Origin of the sequence: Streptomyces sp. NPDC005963, assembly GCF_040638655.1 — a bacterium.
GTDB lineage: Bacteria > Actinomycetota > Actinomycetes > Streptomycetales > Streptomycetaceae > Streptomyces.
This window is the reverse complement of the sequence record NZ_JBEXVD010000004.1, coordinates 41249-62487: the sequence shown is the minus strand read 5'-3', so window position 1 is coordinate 62487 and position 21239 is coordinate 41249. Positions and strand designations below refer to the sequence as shown.

General features: G+C 71.1%; 21 protein-coding genes and 1 riboswitch. Of the genes, 11 read left to right on the top strand and 10 right to left on the bottom strand.

Translation table 11 applies throughout. The features are described from left to right. Nucleotides 1-12 precede the first annotated feature (12 nt). From ABZ348_RS08160 to ABZ348_RS08130, 7 genes are all read right to left on the bottom strand, one after another. Entirely contained in the window at nt 13-1380 is a 1368-nt protein-coding gene (locus ABZ348_RS08160; protein ID WP_358930570.1) for a cobyrinate a,c-diamide synthase, read from the bottom strand. Beyond that, nucleotides 1374-1973, bottom strand: coding sequence for a cob(I)yrinic acid a,c-diamide adenosyltransferase (gene cobO / locus ABZ348_RS08155; RefSeq protein WP_358930568.1), 600 nt, complete (start codon nt 1971-1973; stop codon nt 1374-1376). Before cobO ends, ABZ348_RS08160 begins: the two co-directional genes overlap by 7 nt. Beyond that, nucleotides 1974-4073: a putative cobaltochelatase gene (locus ABZ348_RS08150; RefSeq protein ID WP_358930566.1), complete on the bottom strand. Its 2100-nt coding sequence runs from the start codon at nt 4071-4073 to the stop codon at nt 1974-1976. Beyond that, complete coding sequence (locus ABZ348_RS08145) at nt 4070-5755, bottom strand: cobyric acid synthase (RefSeq protein ID WP_358930564.1); 1686 nt, start codon at nt 5753-5755, stop codon at nt 4070-4072. The genes ABZ348_RS08150 and ABZ348_RS08145 overlap by 4 nt, the downstream gene beginning before the upstream one ends. After that, nucleotides 5752-6729: a cobalamin biosynthesis protein gene (locus ABZ348_RS08140; RefSeq protein ID WP_358930562.1), complete on the bottom strand. Its 978-nt coding sequence runs from the start codon at nt 6727-6729 to the stop codon at nt 5752-5754. The genes ABZ348_RS08145 and ABZ348_RS08140 overlap by 4 nt, the downstream gene beginning before the upstream one ends. A gap of 186 nt (nt 6730-6915) precedes the next feature. Beyond that, a riboswitch (cobalamin riboswitch) is annotated at nt 6916-7058 on the bottom strand. A gap of 195 nt (nt 7059-7253) precedes the next feature. Then, nucleotides 7254-7478 (bottom strand): hypothetical protein, encoded by a 225-nt coding sequence (locus tag ABZ348_RS08135; protein WP_358930560.1) that lies wholly within the window; start codon nt 7476-7478, stop codon nt 7254-7256. 12 nt (nt 7479-7490) lie between these two features. Then, nucleotides 7491-8756: an inorganic phosphate transporter gene (locus ABZ348_RS08130; protein WP_358930558.1), complete on the bottom strand. Its 1266-nt coding sequence runs from the start codon at nt 8754-8756 to the stop codon at nt 7491-7493. A gap of 269 nt (nt 8757-9025) precedes the next feature. Here ABZ348_RS08130 and ABZ348_RS08125 point away from each other — a divergent pair, with 269 nt between their 5' ends. The 3 genes from ABZ348_RS08125 (at nt 9026) to ABZ348_RS08115 (ending at nt 13155) form a co-directional block, all read left to right on the top strand. Beyond that, the gene (locus tag ABZ348_RS08125; RefSeq protein ID WP_358930556.1) at nt 9026-9688 is read left to right on the top strand and encodes a class II aldolase/adducin family protein; all 663 of its coding nucleotides are present in this window, start codon (nt 9026-9028) and stop codon (nt 9686-9688) included. A 674-nt stretch (nt 9689-10362) separates the two neighbouring features. Continuing rightward, on the top strand, nt 10363-11490 hold the full coding sequence (locus tag ABZ348_RS08120; RefSeq protein ID WP_358931064.1) for an alpha/beta hydrolase: 1128 nt from the start codon (nt 10363-10365) through the stop codon (nt 11488-11490). 201 nt (nt 11491-11691) lie between these two features. After that, complete coding sequence (locus ABZ348_RS08115) at nt 11692-13155, top strand: hypothetical protein (protein ID WP_358931063.1); 1464 nt, start codon at nt 11692-11694, stop codon at nt 13153-13155. A 64-nt stretch (nt 13156-13219) separates the two neighbouring features. On the opposite strand, the gene ABZ348_RS08110 is transcribed toward ABZ348_RS08115, so the two are convergent. Next, nucleotides 13220-13630, bottom strand: coding sequence for a VOC family protein (locus ABZ348_RS08110; protein WP_358930554.1), 411 nt, complete (start codon nt 13628-13630; stop codon nt 13220-13222). 331 nt (nt 13631-13961) lie between these two features. On the opposite strand from ABZ348_RS08110, the gene ABZ348_RS08105 reads away from it, so the two are divergent. The 3 genes from ABZ348_RS08105 to ABZ348_RS08095 all read left to right on the top strand — a co-directional run bounded on the left by ABZ348_RS08105 (nt 13962) and on the right by ABZ348_RS08095 (nt 17224). Beyond that, nucleotides 13962-15560 carry an ABC-F family ATP-binding cassette domain-containing protein gene (locus ABZ348_RS08105; RefSeq protein ID WP_358930553.1) on the top strand — a complete coding sequence of 533 codons (1599 nt, stop codon included), beginning with the start codon at nt 13962-13964 and terminating at the stop codon, nt 15558-15560. Nucleotides 15561-16059: 499 nt separating this feature from the next. Beyond that, nucleotides 16060-16281: a helix-turn-helix domain-containing protein gene (locus ABZ348_RS08100; RefSeq protein WP_009337982.1), complete on the top strand. Its 222-nt coding sequence runs from the start codon at nt 16060-16062 to the stop codon at nt 16279-16281. 139 nt (nt 16282-16420) lie between these two features. Then, a complete protein-coding gene (locus ABZ348_RS08095; protein WP_358930551.1) occupies nt 16421-17224 on the top strand; it encodes an enoyl-CoA hydratase/isomerase family protein in 804 nt (267 codons plus the stop codon). Nucleotides 17225-17251: 27 nt separating this feature from the next. Here the strand turns inward: ABZ348_RS08095 and ABZ348_RS08090 are convergent, their stop codons facing one another. Beyond that, on the bottom strand, nt 17252-17965 hold the full coding sequence (locus ABZ348_RS08090) for a hypothetical protein (RefSeq protein WP_358930549.1): 714 nt from the start codon (nt 17963-17965) through the stop codon (nt 17252-17254). Nucleotides 17966-18112: 147 nt separating this feature from the next. Between ABZ348_RS08090 and ABZ348_RS08085 the strand changes: the two genes are divergently transcribed. Genes ABZ348_RS08085 through amaP form a run of 5 tightly spaced genes read left to right on the top strand, consistent with a single transcriptional unit; the run spans nt 18113 to nt 20424 of the window. Continuing rightward, complete coding sequence (locus tag ABZ348_RS08085; RefSeq protein WP_358930547.1) at nt 18113-18595, top strand: Asp23/Gls24 family envelope stress response protein; 483 nt, start codon at nt 18113-18115, stop codon at nt 18593-18595. 42 nt (nt 18596-18637) lie between these two features. Further along, nucleotides 18638-18829, top strand: coding sequence for a hypothetical protein (locus ABZ348_RS08080; RefSeq protein ID WP_329016855.1), 192 nt, complete (start codon nt 18638-18640; stop codon nt 18827-18829). A 6-nt stretch (nt 18830-18835) separates the two neighbouring features. Beyond that, nucleotides 18836-19225: a hypothetical protein gene (locus tag ABZ348_RS08075; RefSeq protein WP_358930545.1), complete on the top strand. Its 390-nt coding sequence runs from the start codon at nt 18836-18838 to the stop codon at nt 19223-19225. Next, nucleotides 19222-19839 carry a DUF6286 domain-containing protein gene (locus ABZ348_RS08070; RefSeq protein WP_358930543.1) on the top strand — a complete coding sequence of 206 codons (618 nt, stop codon included), beginning with the start codon at nt 19222-19224 and terminating at the stop codon, nt 19837-19839. Before ABZ348_RS08075 ends, ABZ348_RS08070 begins: the two co-directional genes overlap by 4 nt. Before the next feature lie 6 nt (nt 19840-19845). Further along, complete coding sequence (gene amaP / locus ABZ348_RS08065; RefSeq protein WP_358930541.1) at nt 19846-20424, top strand: alkaline shock response membrane anchor protein AmaP; 579 nt, start codon at nt 19846-19848, stop codon at nt 20422-20424. Nucleotides 20425-20481: 57 nt separating this feature from the next. Here the strand turns inward: amaP and ABZ348_RS08060 are convergent, their stop codons facing one another. Beyond that, the gene (locus ABZ348_RS08060) at nt 20482-21237 is read right to left on the bottom strand and encodes an SDR family oxidoreductase (protein WP_358930539.1); all 756 of its coding nucleotides are present in this window, start codon (nt 21235-21237) and stop codon (nt 20482-20484) included. Nucleotides 21238-21239 lie beyond the last annotated feature (2 nt).

Here is a 21239-nt window from a genome sequence, read left to right as displayed (position 1 = left end):
CGCGCCACCGGCTCATCGTGTGCACCGGGCGACGAATCGCGCGGCCACCCCCGGCTCGGCCGCCCAGTGGGTGTGCAGATAGCTCGCGTGGACCCCGCCGCGGACGAAACCCTCCATCCGCGGCTGCGGAAGTCGCATCCCCCACGCGGGGTCCGGTCCCGCCGACGGTTCGATCACCGTCCGATGGAACTCGTGTCCCCGCAGCCGCGTCCCCACGGCCGCCAGACAACTGTCGGTCACGGCGACCGCCTCGCGGTATCCGAGGGTCAACCGCTCACCCATCCGAGCATCGGCGTCCAACACCCCGCACATCGGTCGGCCGTCGAGCGACCGCGCCAGGTAGAGCAGACCGGCGCACTCCGCCGCCACCGGTCCACCGGAGCGGGCGAAGTCCGCCACGTCCTTGCGCAGCGCCTCATTGGCGGACAGCTCGGCACCGAACACCTCGGGGAAGCCGCCCCCGATGACCACGCCGGAGGTCCCCACGGGGAGTTGGGTGTCCCGCAGCGGGTCGAAGGGGACCACCTGCGCACCGGCCGCCGCCAGCAGTTCGACGTGCTCGGCGTACGAGAAGGTGAAGGCCGGGCCACCGGCGACCGCGACCACCGGCGAAGGCCCCACCGCCGTCTCAGGGCCGACCGACGTTCCCCTGCCGCCCACGGGTGGGGACCAGGGCGTCGTCCCCAACGGCGGCGCACTGCGCGCAAGGGCCAACAGACCCTCCAGATCACACCCCTGCCGCACCAGATCGGCCATCGCGGCAACCGCGGCCAGGGCCTCGGTCCGTCGTTCCGCCACCGGCACCAACCCCAGGTGCCGTGACGGGGTCGCCACCGCCTCACCCCGCCGCAGCACCCCGAGCACGGGCACCCCGGACTCCTCCAGGGCGTCCCGCAACAGGGCCTCGTGCCGGTCGGTGCCCACCTTGTTGAGGATGATCCCCCCGATCCGCACCTCCGGATCGAACGAGACGAAGCCGTGGACCAGCGCCGCAACCGACCGCGACTGCGACGAGGCGTCGACCACCAGCACCACCGGTGCCCGCAGCAACTTCGCCAACTGCGCCGTGGACGCCAACTCCCCGGCCCCCGAAGCGCCGTCGTACAGCCCCATCACCCCCTCGACCACCGCCAGATCGCATCCGGCAGCGCCGTGGGCGAACAACGGCGCCATCAACTCCGTACCGCAGAGGTAGGCGTCGAGATTGCGGCCGGGCCGGCCGGTGGCCAGTGCGTGGTAGCCGGGGTCGATGTAGTCGGGACCCACCTTGTGCGGGGACACGGCGAGACCCGTGGCGGCGAAGGCGGCCATCAGGCCCGTCGCCACGGTGGTCTTGCCGCTGCCCGACGACGGGGCCGCGATGACGAGACGTGCTACCACTCGATGCCCCGCTGCCCCTTCTGACCTGCGTCCATCGGGTGCTTCACCTTGGTCATCTCGGTCACCAGATCCGCGAACTCCAACAGTTCGGCCGGTGCGTTACGGCCGGTGATCACCACATGCTGGTTGCCGGGCCGATCCCGCAGCACCGAGATCACCTCGGCCGTGTCCACCCACCCCCAGTGCAGCGGGTAGGCGAACTCATCGAGGACGTACAGCCGGTACGCCTCCGCCGCCAGGTCCCGCTTGACCTGCTCCCAGCCCTCCCGGGCCGCCTCCTCGTTGTTGTACTGCGCGTCGCGCTGCACCCACGACCAGCCCTCGCCCATCTTGTGCCAGTCCACCCGGCCACCCTCGCCGGAGGCCCCCAACACCTTCAGGGCGTTCTCCTCGCCGACCTTCCACTTGGCCGACTTGACGAACTGGAACACCCCGATCGGCCACCCCTGGTTCCAGGCGCGCAGGGCCAGCCCGAACGCGGCCGTCGACTTGCCCTTGCCGGTGCCCGTGTGGACGAAGACCAACGGACGGTTGCGACGCTGGCGGGTGGTGAGTCCGTCGTCCGGAACGACGGACGGTTGTCCTTGCGGCATCTACGCGGCCCTTCCCATCGAGATCGATCCGGCCGTGCGCCGGGCGCTCTGCTCGCCCGGCTGCCGGGCGTCCTTCACCAGACCGGCGATGGCGTCCGCCCGCAGCTCGTCCAACGTCACCGCGGTCCCCGCGAGATCCGTCGCCAGCCGGACCGCGAGGCCCAGCCGGACCGGCCCCGACTCGCAGTCCACGACGATCGCCGCCGTGCCCTCGCTCGCGTGCAACCGGGCGGCGCGGGTCGCCAGACCCACCGGATCGGGGCCCTTGCCGGTCGCCCGGCCATCCGTCACCACGACCAGCAGCGGACGGCGCGAGGGGTCCCGCATCCGCTCCACCCGCAGGACGTCATGGGCCTTGAGCAGACCGGCGGCCAGCGGAGTGCGCCCGCCCGTCGGCAGCAGGGCGAGCCGGGCCGCCGCCGTGTCCACCGACGACGTGGGCGGCAACGCCACTTCGGCATCCTGGCCGCGGAAGGTCACCAGCCCCACCTTGTCCCGACGCTGATAGGCATCGAGCAGCAAGGACAGCACGGCACCCTTGACCGCGCCCATGCGCTGCCGGGCCGCCATCGAACCGGAAGCGTCCACCACGAACAGCACCAGATTGCTCTCGCGCCCCTCGCGAGCCGCCTGCCGCAGATCGTCCCGACGGATCACCAACCCCCGGCCGCTGCGCCCCCGAGCCTGCTGATGGGGGGCTGCGGCCTGCACGGTCGCCGCCAGGTGCAGTCGGGTCAGGGCGCCGCGGGGCCGGTGCGACCCCGTCGTCCGACCGTGCTCGGCCCTGGCGCGCGAGCGCCGACCGGCGGCCCCCTCACCGATGCCGGGAACGCTCAGGGCCTTTGTACGGAAGGGCTCCGTGGCCTGGACAGCGCGTTGCTCACCGCCACCGGCCCCGGGGGATTCCTGCGGGGCGGGACCTTCGGGCGCCGGTGCATCGGGAGCGTCCTGCGACGGCGGGGTGCCAGGAGTCTCCGGACTGTCCGGGGCGTTCGGCGGCGATCCTCCGCCGTCCGGCCCGCCGCCGGGATCGGGATCGGGATCGGGATCGGGGTCTGGGTCCGTCTCGGGCGGGTCCGGTTCACCCGACCCACCGAACTCCTGCAACGTCTCGTCGAGCTTCTCCTCGTCGAGCCCGGGCGCATCGAAGGGGTTGCGCCGACGGCGGTGGGGCAGCGCCAACAGCGCCGCCTGCCGGACGTCCTCGGCGAGCACGTCCGTACGCCCCGCCCAGGCGGCCAGTGCGGTGGCGGCGCGCGCCATCACGATGTCGGCGCGCATCCCGTCCACCTCGAACGCCGCACAGGTGGCGGCGATCTGCCGCAGGGCGTCATCGCCGAGCGACACCGTGGGCAGCAACGCCCGTGCGGCGGCGATCCTCGTCCGGAGCGCGTCCTCATCGGCCGTCCACCGCAGGGCGAACGCGGCCGGGTCGTCGTCGTACGCCAGTCTGCGCCGCACCACCTCGACCCGCTGGTCCGGCTCGCGCGAAGCGGCCACCTCCACCGTCAGCCCGAACCGGTCCAGGAGCTGCGGCCGTAGCTCACCCTCCTCCGGGTTCATCGTCCCCACCAGCAGGAAGCGCGCCGCGTGCCGCACGGACACGCCCTCCCGCTCCACATACGACGCCCCCATCGCGGCGGCGTCCAGCAGCACGTCCACCAAGTGGTCGTGGAGCAGGTTCACTTCGTCGACGTACAGGATCCCGCGGTGCGCGTCGGCGAGGAGCCCCGGCTCGAACGCCTTCACACCGTCCGCCAGCGCCCGCTCGATGTCCAGGGCGCCGACCAAGCGGTCCTCCGACGCACCCACCGGCAGCTCCACCATGCGCGCGGGGCGGGCCGACGGAAGTCCGGGCTCGTGCGGTCCGTCGGGACACGCCGGATCGGGCGCGTTCGGGTCGCAGGAGAACCGACAGCCCGGAACGACGGCCACCTCCGGTATCAGCGCTGCCAGCGCCCGGACCGCCGTGCTCTTCGCCGTGCCCTTCTCACCGCGGACGAGCACACCGCCCACCTGCGGTGATACGGCGTTCAGCAACAGGGCGAGCCGTAGGTCGTCCTGTCCGACAATGGCGGTGAACGGGTACGGCGTGCTCATCCGGCCTCCTCAGAGGGGTGCGAGTGGGTCTGTGGGTGCCGAGGACTCCCCGGCGGTGGTGCGATGGGCGCGGCATCGGTGTGGCGATCCGGAGCCTTCGGTGGCTGCGCGTCGCCGTCTCCCGGCGTGGCCCTGTCCTTGGACGTGGTGCCGGGCAGTGGTGGGGCTCCTGGCGGGACGAAGGGAAGCCCCGCAGGAGGGCCCTGTTCGATGAGCCGCAGCAGGGCGTCCGTGTCCGCGTGCTCCTCGACGAGATCGCCGAGCCGGTCCAACTGCTCCTCGCGCAGCGCCGCGAACGATGTGTCGGGGGCCGGTACGAACCGACGGCCGGCGGCTCGGGCGACCGCCCGCAGGAACTGCCGACGAAATCCGTCGCTCTCCAGCGAACCGTGCCAGTGGGTGCCCCACACCTGCCCGACGCGGCACCCCGCCAGGAAGGGCTCCCCGCCCAGGACTTCGGCCACCCCGTGGTGGATCTCGTACCCCTCCACCGGCTCCCCGAGGGCACTTCCCACCGGCCGGGCGAGCGTCTTGTCGGTCGCGAAGCGGATCCGCACCGGGAGCAGGCCGAGGCCCTTGACCGACCCCGCCCGGGACTCCACCTCGTCGTGGATGTGTTCGCCGAGGAGCTGGAAACCCCCGCAGATGCCCAGCACCGGACGGCCGGCAGCAGCCCGCCGCGCCAACTCGCTGGCCAGACCGCGTTCCCGGAGCCAGCGCAGGGCCCGTACCGTGCCCCGGGTGCCCGGGACGATCACCAGATCGGCATCGGCCAACTCCTCGGGCCGGTCCACGAAGCGCACGAGCACGCCCGGCTCAGCCGCCAGGGCATCGACGTCCGTGAAGTTGGACATCAGCGGAACGGCACACACCGCGACCCGCAGCACGTCATCGCCGACCGGGGGAGCGGTGACCGACTCGCGCACGGCACCGCGCAGGGACACCCTCAGACCGTCCTCCTCGTCGATGCCCAGCCCGTGGGCGTACGGGAGGACCCCGAACGTCCGCCGTCCGGTGAGGCCGTGGAGCATGTCGAGGCCCGGCTCCAGCAGGGAGACGTCACCACGGAACTTGTTGATGAGATAGCCCGCCACCAGCCGTTGGTCCTCGGGCGCGAGCAGGGCCGTCGTGCCGAAGAAGGAGGCGAACACCCCACCGCGGTCGATGTCGCCCACGACCAGCACCGGCAGCCCGGCGGCGCGGGCGACGCCCATGTTGACGATGTCGGTGCGCCGTAGGTTGATCTCCGCGGGGCTCCCTGCCCCCTCGCAGATCACGGCGTCGTGGGTGGCCCGCAACTCCTCCAGGCACTCCACGACGGTGGCCAGCAGGGCCTGCTGCCGTCCACCGTGATAGCCGCGCGCGCTCATTTCGCCGACCGGCTTGCCCATCAGCACGACCTGGCTTGAACGGTCGCTGCCGGGCTTGAGGAGCACCGGGTTCATCAGTGCGGTCGGCTCGACCCGGGCGGCCTGCGCCTGCATCGCCTGGGCCCGACCGATCTCCGCGCCCTGACGGGTGACGAAGGAGTTCAGCGACATGTTCTGGCCCTTGAAGGGGGCTACCTTCACGCCCTGTCGCACCAGCCAGCGGCAGATGCCCGCCGTGACCACGCTCTTGCCCGCGTCCGACGTGGTCCCCGCGATCAGCAGGCCACCGCCGGCGCGTCCTCGGCCCGTCATGAAGTCCCTCGCCTCCCCCGCCGCCCCGGACGGGGTGCGGCGGCCCGTCGGAACAGCGACCGTCCGACCGCGCTCACGCCGAGCGCCAACAGACCGACCCGACGCGACAGCCGCACCGCGCGCTCGATGTCGGCGACCTCCACCGGCCGGCCCACGGTGTGCAGGACCGGCCGGTGTTCGACCCGGCCGGCGTACGAGAGCGTCCCGCCGAGCCGTACGCCCAGCGCGCCGGCGAACGCGGCTTCCACGGGGCCGGCGTTGGGGCTCGGGTGCCGGTGGGCGTCGGCCCGCCAGGCCCCGAAGGCCCGCGGTGCGTTCCCTCCAGCGACGGCGGCCAGCACCGCCGTCAGACGTGCTCCGGGCCAGCCGGCGACGTCGTCGAGCCGTGCCGCTGCCCAGCCGAACCGCCGATGACGGGGGGAACGGTGACCCACCATGGCGTCCAGGGTGTTCACCGCCCGGAACGCGACCAGCCCGGGCACACCGGCGACCGCCCCCCACACCAGGGCCCCCACGACCGCGTCGGAGGTGTTCTCGGCAACGGACTCGACGACGGCCCGCGCGATCTGCTGCTCATCCAGGTACTGGGGGTCGCGTCCGCACAGATGCGGCAGTCGGGCGCGGGCACGCTCGACGTCACCGGCCGTGAGCGCGGCACCGATGGCCCGGGCCTCCCGGCCCAGCGACGTCCCACCGACGACGGTCCAGGTGGCGATCGCGGTCAGCGCGACGGATGCGACGGGACTGCGCCGTGCGGTACGGGAGACGAGCGCGGCAGCGGCGGTCGCCCCGCCGACACAGAGCCCGGTGTGGACGGCACCCCAGCCGCGGTGATCACGCCACAGGGCCCGTTCGACGGCACCGGCGGCCTGTCCGAACAGAGCGACGGGATGCCCCCTGCGCGGGTCGCCGAGCAGGAGGTCGCCCAGGAGCCCGGCAGCGGCGCCGTAGGCGAAGACACGATCGTTGCGCATCGGCTCAGACCGGGATTCCGTCGCGGAGAACCCGCGGAGCCGGCCCGTGGGAGGTGTGTGCTCCCCGCCGGGCCGCCGTCGTCGCCGGGAGTGCACCGGGCGGAACTCGATTGCCGTGGGTCGGAGCAGGGGCTGGACCGCAGCCGGGCATGGCGATATGTCCTCACTCAGGGTGTCCGCGCCCTGGTTCGACGTGATCGGCGGCGAGAGTTCCTGGCTCGCGGGGAGACTCTCCCCGGTCACAGTGGCGGGACCGCGCCGGATTCTCACCGGCTTCCTCTACTGCCGTCGTACTTGGCCCCGGCAGTCCACCACGCTCCGAGAACAGCCGTCAACCTGCCGTTGACCTGCGACGGTGCAGTGTGCCGAGCCACACATCGCCCCTACTTCCCGATGGCTCCCACTGGTCATGCAGGCAGGAAGAGGCACAGTCACGCAGACGCACGGACACACAGCAGCCGGGCCGGAGATCTCGAAAGATCTCCGGCCCGGCCGGTGAACGACTGCGGTGAGGCGGTGCGGCCTCAGGTGACGATCAGGAATATGCCGTAGCTGATCGCCGCCATGCAGAGGGCGAAGCAGGTGTAGGCGCCGATCCGGGGGAGGACCACCGAGCCGGTGCCGGAGGCGGTCGTCGCCCCCTGCTTGCTCAGACCGATGATGCCCAGGGTGAACAGACCCACCAGGGCGATGGTCGCGACGAGACTCACGCCGAAGACGGAGCCGAGGGCTACCCAGTCGATTTTCATGGTCTTCAGTCCTTACACCGCGGCCGGGCTTGCGGGACCGGCTTCGGGGGTCGCGGCATTGCGGGCCGTAATGGTCGTCTTGAGGTCGTCCAGCGAGGTGTCCATCGATGTGCCGGCCGGGGGCGGGGTGACGGCGGCGATGGCTGCGGTCACGACGCCTGCGGGCTCGGCGTCCTCGCCGGTGTCGTTGACGTTGGTGTGGTCGACGACCTGGCGGCGGGAGATGAACCAGATCGCGGCCGAGGAGACGACCAGGAAGGTGGCGACGACCGCCACGCCCCAGTCACCCTGCTTGGTGATGTACTCGGAGCCGGCGGCCACCAGACCGGCGGCAGGCAGGGTCAGACCCCAGGCCACGAACATCCGGGTGGCGGTCGACCAGCGGACCACGCCGCCCTTGCGGCCCAGACCGGCACCCATGACCGCACCGGAGCACGAGTGGGTGGTGGAGAGGGAGAAGCCGAGGTTCGACGAGGCGAGGATGACGCTGGCCGCACTGGTCTGGGCGGCGAAGCCCTGCTGCGGCTGGAGGTCGGTGAGGCCCTTGCCCATGGTGCGGATGATGCGCCAGCCACCGAGGTAGGTGCCCAGGGCGATCGCGATGCCAGCGGAGGCGATGACCCACATCGGGGGGTTGGAGCCGGGGACGAGCACTCCACCGGCGACGAGCGCGAGGGTGATGACACCCATGGTCTTCTGGGCGTCGTTGGTGCCGTGGGCCAGGGACACGAGCCCGGCCGAGGCTATCTGGCCGGCGCGGTAACCCTTGGCGGTCGACTTCGGGTCGGTGTTCCGGCCGAGGCGGTAGGTCAGCCGGGACGCGAGGTAGGCGGCGATGCCCGCGACCAGCGGGGCTGCGATCGCGGGGATGAGCACCTTGGTGACCACGGTGCCGCCGTTGACCCCGCTGATGCCGACCGATGCGATGGTCGCACCGATCAGACCGCCCATGAGGGCGTGCGAGGAGCTGGACGGCAGACCGATCAGCCAGGTCAGCAGATTCCAGAGGATGGCGCCGACGAGCGCCGCGAAGATCACTTCAGGGGTGATGCCTGACTCGTTGACGATGCCGCTGGAGATCGTTTTGGCGACCTCCACCGAAAGGAATGCGCCGACGAGGTTGAGCACCGCGGACATGGCGACCGCGGCCTTGGGCTTCATCGCGCCGGTCGAGATGGTCGTCGCCATCGCATTGGCCGTGTCGTGGAAACCGTTCGTGAAATCGAACACGAGAGCCGTCACGATCACAATCGCGAGCAGCAGCGTGATGTGTTCCATTTACCCAGGCAATCTATCGACGTCAGTGACATCGCGAACGTAGATAACCTGGGTGAACGGAAGGTGAACTGAGGCGAGATTCGCGATGTCTCCAAGTGAGGTTCGAGATTCCACTTGTGCCCTGAGTGATCTCTTCGGGTCGTCTGCGTGGCCGTGCTTCCGGGCCTACACCGGTCGCCACGCCCACAAGGTGGCGTTTGCACCCTTTGTGGTGATCTGCATCACGGGATGGCCTGTTGCCTTCCGGCCATGCCTGACAGGATCGATCCATGGCCGAACGCATGTCCAAGAAGTCCATCGAACACGTGTGGCGGGACGTCGTGACCACCGCCCGCAGAACGGCCGCCGATGGCCTGGTGGTGGGTACGTCCGGCAATGTCTCGGCGCGGGTCGGCGACCTCGTCGTCGTCACCCCCAGCGGAGTGCCCTACGAACGTCTGCCGACCGAGGAACCCGTGGTCGTCGACCTCTCCGGACGACAGATAGCCGGAGACCTCAAGCCGACCAGCGAACTCCCCCTCCACCTGCAGGTTTACCGTACCTCCGACGCCGGGGCCGTCGTCCACACCCATGCGGTCCACGCCACGGCCGTCTCCACGCTCGTCGACGAACTGCCGCCCGTGCACTACATGACGGCCGACCTCGGCGGACCCGTCCGCGTGGCTCCCTACGCCCTCTACGGTACGGAGGAGCTCGCCCGGAACATGAACCTCGCCCTGGACGGCCGCAGCGCCTGTCTGCTGCGCAACCACGGCACGATCGCCCATGCCGATTCGTTGGACCGCGCCTACGACCGCACCGCCCAGCTGGAGTGGATGTGCCAGGTCTGGCTCGCAGCGTCGTCGGTGCCTGGTCGACAGCCGTCCCTGCTCTCACCGGCCGAACTCGACGAGGTGGCGGTCCAGCTGCGCGGGTACGGCCAACGCCCCTGACGACGCGTTCCGCTTAGGCCCGTGGCACCCCGCAACCAGGCCCCCAGCAGCGCTTTCCATGTGATGGCCAACCATCGTGGCCGCGGAACCTCGTGAAAGTGCGGACCCGGCCATTCCTCGACGGGGGTGCAAACGGGTCCGGGGCATCGGCTCGCACCACGACGACAGGGAGCGCCCCGCCCGTCGTCGGGTCGGCCGGGACGGCCGTCCCGCGGATGGGAACGAGCCAGTGAAGTCGCGATGAACACACGATTTCCGGCCCGTGGGCGCCAGGACGCTCCCGGGGTTCACTGGCTGGATTTCGACGACGGGTCGAACACGGCGCCGTGGAGCACCGCAGGGCTGACCGACCGCTCCCCACCCCGGAGGGGTAAGGGCCCGGACGGCTCAACCCGACGTGCCGGATGTCGACAGGCCGCCGGGACGGGGCGCCGGGTGCGCACCCGGCGCGGGAGGGCACCGCGGCGACGCCCCGGCCCGGACGGCTGTCGGAGGAGCGCTAGCGGCGTCTCCCGGGACTTCGGCGCACCCGGACAGTCGACACCGGCAGTGCGGTGGCGGTGCGCCGGCGATGCCCTGCGCCGTCGGCACGCCCTGGGCACGGTTGCCCCGTGGCGGAGCCGGAAGCCCCTCGCCCACTGGCAGGGCTGCTCCGCCATACCGACACTGGGATGGTGCGCCCCGTTACTGCGACGGCAGCGGCCGTCACCACGCTCATCGGCATCGGTGCGGCTGCCCTCGCGGCCGGACGGTACGCCGGCGACGCCGCCCTCAAGACCACCACCGGCCGACCCCTCCCCGGCGATCCCCGGCTCACCGTGCACGCCACGGCCGCCGGTCAGATCACTCTCACCCGCAGCCTCGCCTCCCGGCGGCCCGGCATCTACGGACTCGACGGCCCCGACGTCCACGCCGTCGTCGGTCCGGCGCTGGACGGGGTGCAGCACCCCGCAGACACCGTGGTGCGACGGTTGGAGAGCGTCAGCCACGGCACCCTGGACCCCGGGACCAGGGTTCGGCTCACACCACAACTCCACACCGGCGACCCGACGAGTGCCCTCGGCATTGAGCACGTGGACGTCAGCGTGCCCGGCGAGCTCGGCCCGCTGCCGGCCTGGTACGTCCCGGGGGCGCGTGAGACCTGGGTGATCGCCGTCCACGGTCTCGGAGCCACTCGCGAACACCCCTTGAATCTGTTGCCGTTCCTCCACGGGCTGCGGATGCCGGTCCTGGGCCTCGGCTACCGGGGCGATCCCGATGCGCCCCGCTCACCCGACGGGACCGGCCACCTCGGCTACACCGAGTGGCGCGACCTCGATGCCGCCCTCCGCTTCGCCGTTCGCAACGGGGCGAACCAGGTCGTTCTCCACGGCTGGTCCACCGGAGCCACCATGGCTCTGCACGCTGCCGCGAACTCGGCCCTGCGCGAACGGATCAACGGTCTCGTCCTGGACTCCCCGGTACTCGACCGGGAAGCCACCCTGCGGGCCCTGGCCGCGACCCGGCATCTCCCGACCCCCCTGTTGCCGCTGGCCGTCAAGGCGGCCCAGAGCAAGGCGGGGCTCCTCGGCGACCAGCCGTTCGCCGCGGGGGACACCCAGCTCCCCGAGGTGCCGACCTTGATCATTCACGGGCCCGACGACACCGTCGCGCCCTGGCGGTCCTCGCGTGACCTCGCCGTCCGCCGTCCCGATCTGATCCAGCTCCACACCGTGCGCAACGCTCCCCACGCGGCGATGTGGAACGCGGACCCCGCCCGATACGAAGAGGCCCTCCGTCGGTTCCTCACCCCTTTGATGTAGTCCCCACCATCCGGTTGACGGCATCGGCCGGCTTCCCCGGGAGTCGCCCGAACCTGCGGTTCATCGGGTTCCGTTTGGGCTTTCGGGCTGTCAGCGGGAAGACTGGACCCTGTGACGTCCCGAAAGCCTGATGAGCAATTGGCGCGCAACTCCAGACTTCGTCTTGTCCGCCCGCGACCACTGGCGACCGCCCGGCGGGCCGTGACGACCCGGCGCACCCGTCCAGCACCGAGGCCCCCCGAGGGCACACCTCCGCCGGCAGAGCTCGCGCGTCAGGCGCGTGGGGTCCTCGCCGATGCCGTACGCGTCGCCCGTTGGGCGGCCGTGGAGCGCGATCCCCGCGCCCAACCACTCGCTGAACAGGCCCGTGAAAGGGCCGCCGCCGCACTGGAACTGACCCCGCTACAGGTGCGGTCCGCCTGGGACCGCGCCAGACTCGCGGGCCTCGTCGAGATCCACGGCGAAACCGCCCGTCCCGGCTGGCGACTGCGGGCCTGGGACCGCGACGACATGGCCGTGCTCCGCGGCTGGGTCGCCCTCTTCGACGCCTGGTCGCTCGCCCACCCGGCGCCCGGCGACATCGCTCCCACCTCGGTGGCCGAGGTCGTCGAAGCCGTCCCCCAACTCCTCTCCCTCCTCCAGCTCTCCGCCGGCCCCGTGCTGCTGCCCGCACTGCTCGACCTGCTGGAACAGCGCGTCGCGGAGTTGCGCGAAGAGCGCTGCGAAGTGCCGTACGGACCGCAGCACCCACTGTCCGCCGCCCCCGGGGAGAACCCAACTGCGCCGGACACGACGGATGCGCCTGCCGCGGACACCGACACCGAAACCGTGTCGACTGAAACGGCGTCGACCGAAACCGATGGCGCCGGCGCCGACGCTCTGATTCCCGTCCCCACCGGCCGGCGCCCCCTGGCAGAGCCCGCGTCGAACGGTCGGGTCGACTCTCTCTCCCCCCTCCTCAACTGGGCACTCGCCGGGCTCGCTTCGGTCGGAGCGCTCACCCTCGACCCGGGCCACTCGGCCACCTTGACCCCCCTCGGCAACTGGGCGGTCTGGGTCAAGCTGGAGCAGATCTGCGTCGCGGCCCAGAGCCCGGCCGGGAACATCGAACAGCCCGCCGACGACATGCTCCGGGGCTGTGCCCGCCTCACCCCGGGTCCCGCCCGCGCCGAGTACCGCGCCTGGCTAGCCGCCCGTACCGTTTCCAGCGCGGTCGCCGAACTGCTCGACGTCGCCCGTGGCGACGATGCGCTGCTGCGCGGGCTGGCCTTCGAGGCACTCCGCGTCGTCGGTGCGCCCGCCGAGGCGGAGGTCCGCGCCGTCGCCGGGGAACTCACCCTGCGGCCCTACGCGCTGTTGTGGATCGCCGAGTACGAAGGAGCGGACCCCGAGGACGCCCATGACGTCCTCACCCGTGAGGAATCGACGTGGCTCTGGGTGGACACCGCCGCCGCCGTCGCGGACCACGGAGAGCCCCAACTGCTCCTGCGCCACCTCGACTCGGCGGTCCAGGGCACCGTCCCCGCACTGCTCGATGCCGTCCGCTCGGGACGCCATCCGCGTACGGTCCAGGTCCTGGTCGCCCTGGCCGCCGCCCATCCCGACCCGGCCTTGGCGAAAGCCGTGCGACGGGCCGCGTTCCAAGTGCACACCGGCGGCGCATGACCCCGCGCGTCGGGGGCTTCCCCAAGGCCCCCGGCGGCGCAGCGCCCGGCACGGACGGACCCCTTCAGCTGCTTCCCGGCTGATAGGTGCCGAAGCTCCACACGTTCCCCTCGTGGTCCCGCACCAGATAGTCCCGCGCCCCGTAGTCCTGGTCCGTGGGAGTGGACATCACATCCGCCCGGTGCTCCACTGCCCGTGCGTAGTGGGCATCGACATCGTCGACATGGACGAAGACACCCGTCGATCCGCCCACGGCCATCAGTTCGTCGAACTTCCCGCCCGTGCCCCGACTGCCCAGCATCACCATGCCGTTGCCATGGGTGAGCTCGGCGTGGACGACACGGCCCTCGTCGTCCTCGTACACCGCGTGCTCGGTGAAGCCGAACGCCTCCGTCAGCTGTTGGATGGCACCCTTGGCATCCTGGTAGAGAATCGTCGGGCAGATGCTCGGTGTCGGTGTCGGTGTCGGTGTCATGACCGGTACTCCCTCCGTCTACGGATGGAAATGTGAGCTGCGTCTCAGTCTGGCACTCGCCACTGACAACGCCCTTCGGGCGCCCCGGCTCGGCGGTGGCCGCAGCTTTGCGCCGAGTATCGATCACTCTGGTGCGACCCGCCCTTTTTGCTCCTCCGTGGTGGCGAGCGACCCCGGCGAGCCCGATGCCCCATCTGCCGGGACGCATCGGATAAACCACTTGCGCACCCCCGTTAGACTGGCCCTTATGGCCACTCTCCTTGCGCATTAGGCGGCGTCGAAGCTTCCACGCCCCACCCTTCCGCCGTCCATACCGCCTTGGAGTCCGTCCGTGATCACCGCTTCCGGCATCGAGTTGCGCGCCGGTGCTCGCATCCTCATCGAGTCCGCTTCCTTCCGCATCGCCAAGGGCGACCGCATCGGCCTGGTCGGTCGCAACGGAGCGGGGAAGACCACCCTCACCAAGTGCCTCGCGGGCGAGGGCGTTCCCGCCGCCGGCACCATCATCCGCTCAGGTGAGGTGGGCTACCTCCCCCAGGACCCGCGCACCGGTGACCTCGACATCCTGGCCCGCGACCGCATCCTGTCCGCGCGCAACCTCGACACCGTGCTCAAGAAGATGCGGGAGAACGAGGACCGGATGGCGAACGGGCAGGGCGCCACCCGCGAAAAGGCCATGAAGAAGTACGAGCGCCTGGAGACGGAGTTCCTGACCAAGGGCGGGTACGCCGCCGAGGCCGAGGCCGCCACCATCGCCGCCGCACTGGGCCTGCCCGATCGGGTGCTCGGTCAGCCGCTGCACACGCTCTCCGGCGGTCAGCGCCGGCGGGTCGAGTTGGCCCGCATCCTGTTCTCGGACGCCGACACCCTGCTGCTCGACGAGCCCACCAACCACCTCGACGCGGACTCCATCGTCTGGCTGCGCGACTACCTCAAGACCTACCGCGGCGGCTTCATCGTGATCTCCCACGACGTCGATCTCGTCGAGACCGTGGTGAACAAGGTCTTCTACCTCGATGCCAACCGGTCCCAGATCGACATCTACAACATGGGCTGGAAGCTGTACCAGCAGCAGCGCGAGGCCGATGAGAAGCGCCGCAAGCGCGAGCGGCAGAACGCCGAGAAGAAGGCCGCCGCACTGAACTCGCAGGCCGACAAGATGCGGGCCAAGGCCACCAAGACCGTCGCCGCGCAGAACATGGCCCGGCGCGCCGAGCGTCTGCTCGCCGGTCTGGAGGACGTGCGCGCGGCCGACAAGGTCGCCAAGCTGCGCTTCCCCGAGCCCGCGCCCTGCGGGAAGACGCCCCTGACCGCGGAGGGGCTGTCCAAGTCGTACGGGTCGCTGGAGATCTTCACCGATGTGGACCTCGCCATCGACAAGGGTTCCCGCGTCGTCATCCTCGGTCTGAACGGCGCCGGCAAGACGACCCTGCTGCGGCTGCTCGCCGGGGTGGAGAAGGCGGACACCGGTACGGTCACTCCGGGACACGGGCTGAAGCTCGGCTACTACGCGCAGGAGCACGAGACCCTGGACCCGGAGCGCACGGTCCTGGAGAACATGCGTTCCTCCGCCCCCGACCTGGATCTGGTGGAGGTCCGCAAGACGCTCGGCTCGTTCCTGTTCTCGGGTGACGACGTCGACAAGCCGGCCGGGGTGCTCTCCGGTGGTGAGAAGACCCGATTGGCCCTGGCCACCCTGGTCGTCTCCGCCGCCAATGTGCTGCTGCTCGACGAGCCCACCAACAACCTCGACCCCGCCAGCCGGGCGGAGATCCTGGGTGCGCTGCGCACGTACAAGGGCGCGGTCATCCTGGTCACCCATGACGAGGGGGCCGTCGAGGCGCTGGAGCCGGAGCGGATCATCCTGCTGCCCGACGGGGTCGAGGACCTGTGGGGTGCGGACTACGCGGATCTGGTCGCCCTCGCCTGAGCCGAAGGCCGCCCGCACGGTGGCGGCCCGGCGAAGCGCGTTCTCTCCGATCACCCCTTCTCGACCGGCGCGGCCGGCCGGGAGGAGTCAATCGGATGAGTCGATCGGAGGAGCAGCCGCGCCAAGGCGCTCAGGTGCCCCGAGCTTCCGGGCCTGGGACCCGCTGATCCACTTCGTATGGATCATTCGGCTCACGGGTGATCCATCATCTGAGTGAGTGTGTCTCATCCCGTGGCGCGGCATCTGTTGAGTGCGCGCCACCCATGCACCGGCGTGCGCCCTGACGGCGCACTTTTCCGCACCAGTGCTGACCAGCCAGTTCCTGGAGCGAGTGATTCCAACCTGCACACAGTGCAAAGTGGAATCGATCATTCCGGGTGTGTTGGTCGTACTGCACGCGCCAAAGCCGCGTGCACGGACCTTGTCGAATGGGTGGCCAGGAAGCGCGTAAGGGGTGATCATGAGAAGTCCAGAGCGCACTTCCCATGAGGAGGCACGGGTGGCCGAGACTCTGAAGAAGGGCAGCCGGGTGACCGGCGCCGCGCGCGACAAGCTCGCGGCAGACCTGAAGAAGAAGTACGACTCCGGTGCGAGCATCCGGGCGCTGGCCGAAGAGACCGGCCGGTCCTACGGGTTCGTTCACCGGATGCTCAGCGAGTCCGGAGTGACGCTGCGGGGACGCGGCGGAGCGACGCGAGGCAAGAAGGCCACATCGGCCTGACGGTCTGAGGGTCGTGGTTCGCCATCGGTCTGCGAGGTGGCCATCCGGTCGATCTGGCGGTCGATCGGGTGGTTGCCCCGGGATGGTTACCGTGCAGTAGCTTTAGCTGCATCGATGCCGTCCTGACCGGAGGTGCCCCATGACTTCGCTCGACCCTGCTCGTGACTTCGTGCTGGACAAGGACGGCGTACGACTCACCGTCGAGGACGCGGTCGCCACCGTGACCCTGACCAACCCGGGAAAGCTCAACGCCCAGACTCCCGCTCTGTGGCGGGCGTTGGCGCAAGCGGGTCGGTCGCTACCGGGTTCGGTGCGGATCGTGGTGCTCCGCGGTGAGGGCAAGTCATTCTCCGCTGGGCTCGACCGGCAGGCATTCACACCGGAGGGCTTCGACGGCGAGCCGTCGTTCTTCGATCTGGCACGCAGCTCCGATGCGGAACTCGACGCTGCCATCGCCGAGTACCAGGAGGCTTTCACCTGGTGGCGACGGAGCGACATCATTACGATCGCCGCCGTTCACGGACATGCGATCGGTGCGGGCTTCCAGCTCGCTCTGGCCTGCGATCTGCGGGTCGTGGCGAGCGATGTCCAGTTCGCCATGCGCGAGACCAGTCTGGGGCTCGTCCCCGATCTCACGGGGACCCACCCCCTGGTGTCGCTCGTGGGATATGCACGTGCACTGGAGATCTGCGCGACCGGTCGCTCCGTCCATGCCGAGGAAGCCGAGCGCACGGGCCTGGCCAATCTGGTCGTGCCCCGGGACGAGCTCGACGATGCGGTACGGGACCTGGCGTCTGCGCTCCTCGCCGCCCCCAGGGACGCGGTCATCGAGACCAAGGCCCTGCTCCGGGGGGCTTCGTCGCGCTCCTACGAGGAACAGCGCACGGCGGAACGAGCGGCACAGGCGCGACGGCTGCGTGATCTCGCAGGAATCGGCGACTGATCGTTCGCACGCTCCTCGGCGTGCCGGTCAGCCTTCGGCGGGCTGCTCCGCCGTGCCCACGGCCGTCACCAGGACCACCACCGGCCGGCCGTCGTTCCCCAGCGCACCGCGTACCGACTCGCGCACCGCGCCCACCACGGCCAGCGGGCGGTGCCCGGCGGCCGTCGCCACTTCGACCCGGATGTGATCCGACGCGAGGTGTACGGGGTCCCCGAGGGTCGACGCCAGATGCGCCACACCCGGGGCGGCGGACGCAGCCAGGGCCGCAGGTCCCTGCGGTTGGGCGGGGCGTCCCCCGGGTGGGCGAGCGGCGGTCATGTCTTTTTCCCGGGGGTGGCCGGCCGGTCCTGCCGGGGCGTCCGACAGTCCGCTCACGCCCAGGTCCGTCTCCTCGATCACCAGGTCGAGACCGTGCGTCGCCGTGCTCCAGAGCAGTTCGCGGAGCTCTGAGGCGACCGTGGGCAGCGGTCGATCCGCAGGAGCGGTGAAGTCCGCCTCGATGCGCAGGGCCCCGGGCGGCAGGGCGCTGGGTGGTGGCGGAACCGTGGGGGCAGCTGCCTCCGCAGGGTCGGCCAGTGACACCCTCACCCGCCCGAGCGTCACCGCGGGCAGTCGTTGCACGGCGGTCCGCAGCACCAGTACGGCCGCCTCCTCCGTCAGCCACGCCCCGTCCGTCGCAACCCCCAGGGGCAACAGCCTCCCGAGGCCGAGCCGATTGCGTACCGCATCACCTGTGGTCATGGCTCCAGCGTGCCCCATCCCCGGCGCAAGAGTGGGAAACCATGCTTAATGTGGGCACAAGGGGTGTTCTTAGGGGCCCGCAGTAGTCGAGCAGGGCCGATGGGCACTCGCCAGGGGGGTGCTACCGCTCGGAAAGGACGCACGACGATGAGCGAGTCAGCCCCGAGGAACCGGACCGATGCGGGCCATGAGCCATCCGGCGATGACCTGAGGAAGACGCCGTCCAGCAAGCGCGGCGATCCGGCCACCCGCGGTCGGACCACCATCGCCGATGGCGTCGTGGAGAAGATCGCCGGACTCGCCGCCCGCGATGTGCTGGGTGTGCACGCCATGGGCAGCGGACTGTCCCGCACCTTCGGGGCGGTACGCGACCGGGTGCCCGGCGGCAGCAAGTCGAGCGCCACCCGAGGAGTGAAGGCCGAGGTCGGCGAGGTCCAGACCGCACTCGACCTGGAGATCGTCGTCGACTACGGCGTCTCCATCGCCGATGTCGCCCGCGCGGTGCGGGAGAACGTCGTCTCCGCGGTGGAACGGATGACCGGCCTTGAGGTCGTCGAGGTCAACATCGCGGTGAGCGACGTGAAGCTGCCCGATGAGGAGGACGACGAGCCGGAGTCGCGCCTCCAGTAAGTCCGGGACCTTCCCGCCCCCAAGACCGTAGAGGAGCACACGATGGGCATGGCTGTGGTCGGCCTCGTGGCCGGCATGGCGCTCGGTTTCGCCGGATACTTCGGCGGGTTCGGCGCATTCCTTCTGGTCGCCGCATTGGGGGCGGTCGGCTTCGTGGTGGGCCGCTTCCTCGACGGCGACCTGGAACCCGGCGACTTCTTCCGTGGCCGCGAGCGCGGCGATCGGCGGCGGTGACACCGAGTGGCAGCGGAGCACCGTACGAAGTCGAAGGGCACCGGCGACGGCCGGGTCGCCCCCTCCGAACGCGGCGCGACTTTCATCGCCGACCGCGTCGTGGCCAAGATCGCGGCGCAAGCCGCGCGGGAGGCGCTCGACGGGTCGCCCAAGGACGGCGGGGCGCCCCACGCCACGGTGGCCGTGCGCCGTGACGTCGCCCGGGTGCGCATCAGCCTGGAACTCGACTACCCCACCGACATCGGCCTCAAGTGCGGAGCCGTCCGTCGCCGGGTGTCCGAAAGGGTTCGCACCCTGGCCGGCATGGATGTGCCCGAGGTGGCGGTACTCGTCGAACGGCTCCGACCGGCCCCCGCCCCACAGGTGCGCGGCCAGGTGCAGGAGGCGGCGACATGACCGAGCCCGCCCCGCCCGGGGAGGAGAGGGCACCCGAAGCCAAGGCACCGCCCGCCGGCAAGGCCGTCAAGGCGGGCCGGTTCTGGTCGTTCCGCAGGGTGCCGGCCGCGATCCTGGCCCTGGTGGTGCTCGGCGGCGCGGGCCTGCTGCTCTACGACGTCGCCGCGGTACGCGCGGACCGACCGGCCATGCAGTGGCGCCGCACCACCGCCGACCACCTCGCACGCTGGCGCGTCGACGAGCCCTGGGTCCTCGTCGTGGCCGCCGCCGTGGCCCTGCTGGGTCTGCTCCTGCTGGTCCTCGCACTCACTCCCGGCCTGCGCGCCCTGCTGCCCATGCGCCGCGACCAGCCCAACGTCCGCGCGGGACTGGACCGGCAGGCGGCCGCACTGGTGCTGCGCGACCGGGCGATGGAGGTCCCCGGGGTCCAGTCCGTGCGGGTGCGGCTGCGCCGCAAGAAGGCGGCCGTGCGCGCCCGTTCCCACTTCCGGGAGCTCGACGACGTCCACACGGACCTGGACGCCGCACTCGGCGCCGCCGTCGGCGAACTCGGCCTGGCCAAGCCACCCACGCTGAACGTGCAGGTCGCACGGCCCTCGGCGAAGAAGGGATGAACCGCGATGCTGCGGACCGTCAATCGTGTGCTGCTCGGCCTCGCCGGACTGGTGCTGATCTGTCTGGGGGGCGGGGTGCTCGCGGCAGGTGCCGGGCTGGACGTGCCCTCGTGGTGGCCCTGGGACGGACAGCGCGATGTGCTGCTGAGCACGGCGGACCGTGAACGCTGGCGGGACGAGGGGTGGTGGTGGCCGGTGGTCATCGCCGTACTGGCGTTGCTGGTCCTGTCTGCGCTCTGGCTGCTCAGCGCCCAACTGCGCCGGTCCCGGCTGACGGAGGTGCTGGTCGACAGCGGTGACGGGGACGGTGCCCGGGTGCGCGGCCGGGCCTTGGAGGGCGCGGTCGAGGCGGAGGCGCAGTCGCTCGACGGGGTGTCCCGGGCCCGGATCAGACTGACGGGGCGTCGGGGCGAGCCCACGGCCCGGGTCCGGCTGCTGCTGGAGCCCCACGCCTCACCTGCGGCGACGCTCCACCGCCTCACCTCCCAGGCCGTCGCCCACGCCCGCGAATCGGCCGGGCTGGCCGCCCTGCCGACCGAAGCCCGCCTCGCCGCAGCGAAACACGACGCCACCAAGGTCAACTAGAACCGCTCCCCGAGGCCGTCCATGTGATCGGCCTCGGCTCGGCGCCCGGGCGCGGGTTCAGAACGCGTGGCGTGCGCCGCCGTCGACCGGGACCATCACTCCCGTCAGATAGGAGGCGGCCGGGGACAGCGCGAAGGCCGCCACCGTCCCGAACTCCTCGGGGGTGCCGTACCTGCGCAGCGGGATGCGGGATTCCGATCCGGCGCGTGCGGCGTCCGCGTCGCCCGACAACGCGTCCAACTCCCGGACCCGGTCGGTGTCCATCCGCCCGGGCAGCAGTCCGACCACGCGGATGCCCTGGGGGCCTAGTTCGATCGAGAGCGACTTGGCGAACCCCGCGAGCCCCGGCCGCAGACCGTTGGAGATCGTCAGACCCGGGATCGGCTCGTAGACCGATCCGGAGAGCACGAATCCGATTACCCCGCCCTCCTGGAGGGCGGCGGCGGCCGTGCGCGCCATCCGCACGGCGCCCAGGAACACCGACTCGAAGGCCGTCCGCCACTGTTCGTCGGTGTTGTCGGCGGCGAATCCGGGTGCCGGTCCGCCCACGCTGATCAGCACGCCGTCGAACCGTCCGTAGTGCGCCCTGGCCATCGCGATCAGTCGCTCGGCGGCCTCCGGGTCGGCGTTGTCCACGGCCGCGCCGATCGCCCCGGCGCCCAACTCGGCGGCGGCGTCCGTCACCGTCTTCTCGTCGCGCCCGCTGATCACGGTCTTCGCGCCTTCGGCGACCAGGGCGCGCGCCGCGGCGTTCCCCAATCCTCGCGAGGCGCCGGTCACCACGTAGACGCGGTCCTTGAGTCCAAGATCCATGG

Excerpts from the sequence above, each read along its gene's own strand:
- ABZ348_RS08110 (WP_358930554.1), bottom strand. The coding sequence starts at position 13,630 with ATGACACCGACACCGACACCGACACCGAGCATCTGCCCGACGATTCTC.
- ABZ348_RS08085 (WP_358930547.1), top strand. The coding sequence starts at position 18,113 with ATGAGCGAGTCAGCCCCGAGGAACCGGACCGATGCGGGCCATGAGCCA.
- ABZ348_RS08080 (WP_329016855.1), top strand. The coding sequence starts at position 18,638 with ATGGGCATGGCTGTGGTCGGCCTCGTGGCCGGCATGGCGCTCGGTTTC.
- ABZ348_RS08145 (WP_358930564.1), bottom strand. The coding sequence starts at position 5,755 with ATGACGGGCCGAGGACGCGCCGGCGGTGGCCTGCTGATCGCGGGGACC.
- ABZ348_RS08150 (WP_358930566.1), bottom strand. The coding sequence starts at position 4,073 with ATGAGCACGCCGTACCCGTTCACCGCCATTGTCGGACAGGACGACCTA.
- ABZ348_RS08135 (WP_358930560.1), bottom strand. The coding sequence starts at position 7,478 with ATGAAAATCGACTGGGTAGCCCTCGGCTCCGTCTTCGGCGTGAGTCTC.
- ABZ348_RS08070 (WP_358930543.1), top strand. The coding sequence starts at position 19,222 with ATGACCGAGCCCGCCCCGCCCGGGGAGGAGAGGGCACCCGAAGCCAAG.
- ABZ348_RS08140 (WP_358930562.1), bottom strand. The coding sequence starts at position 6,729 with ATGCGCAACGATCGTGTCTTCGCCTACGGCGCCGCTGCCGGGCTCCTG.
- ABZ348_RS08095 (WP_358930551.1), top strand. The coding sequence starts at position 16,421 with ATGACTTCGCTCGACCCTGCTCGTGACTTCGTGCTGGACAAGGACGGC.
- ABZ348_RS08125 (WP_358930556.1), top strand. The coding sequence starts at position 9,026 with ATGGCCGAACGCATGTCCAAGAAGTCCATCGAACACGTGTGGCGGGAC.
- cobO (WP_358930568.1), bottom strand. The coding sequence starts at position 1,973 with ATGCCGCAAGGACAACCGTCCGTCGTTCCGGACGACGGACTCACCACC.
- ABZ348_RS08060 (WP_358930539.1), bottom strand. The coding sequence starts at position 21,237 with ATGGATCTTGGACTCAAGGACCGCGTCTACGTGGTGACCGGCGCCTCG.
- ABZ348_RS08090 (WP_358930549.1), bottom strand. The coding sequence starts at position 17,965 with ATGACCACAGGTGATGCGGTACGCAATCGGCTCGGCCTCGGGAGGCTG.
- ABZ348_RS08130 (WP_358930558.1), bottom strand. The coding sequence starts at position 8,756 with ATGGAACACATCACGCTGCTGCTCGCGATTGTGATCGTGACGGCTCTC.
- amaP (WP_358930541.1), top strand. The coding sequence starts at position 19,846 with ATGCTGCGGACCGTCAATCGTGTGCTGCTCGGCCTCGCCGGACTGGTG.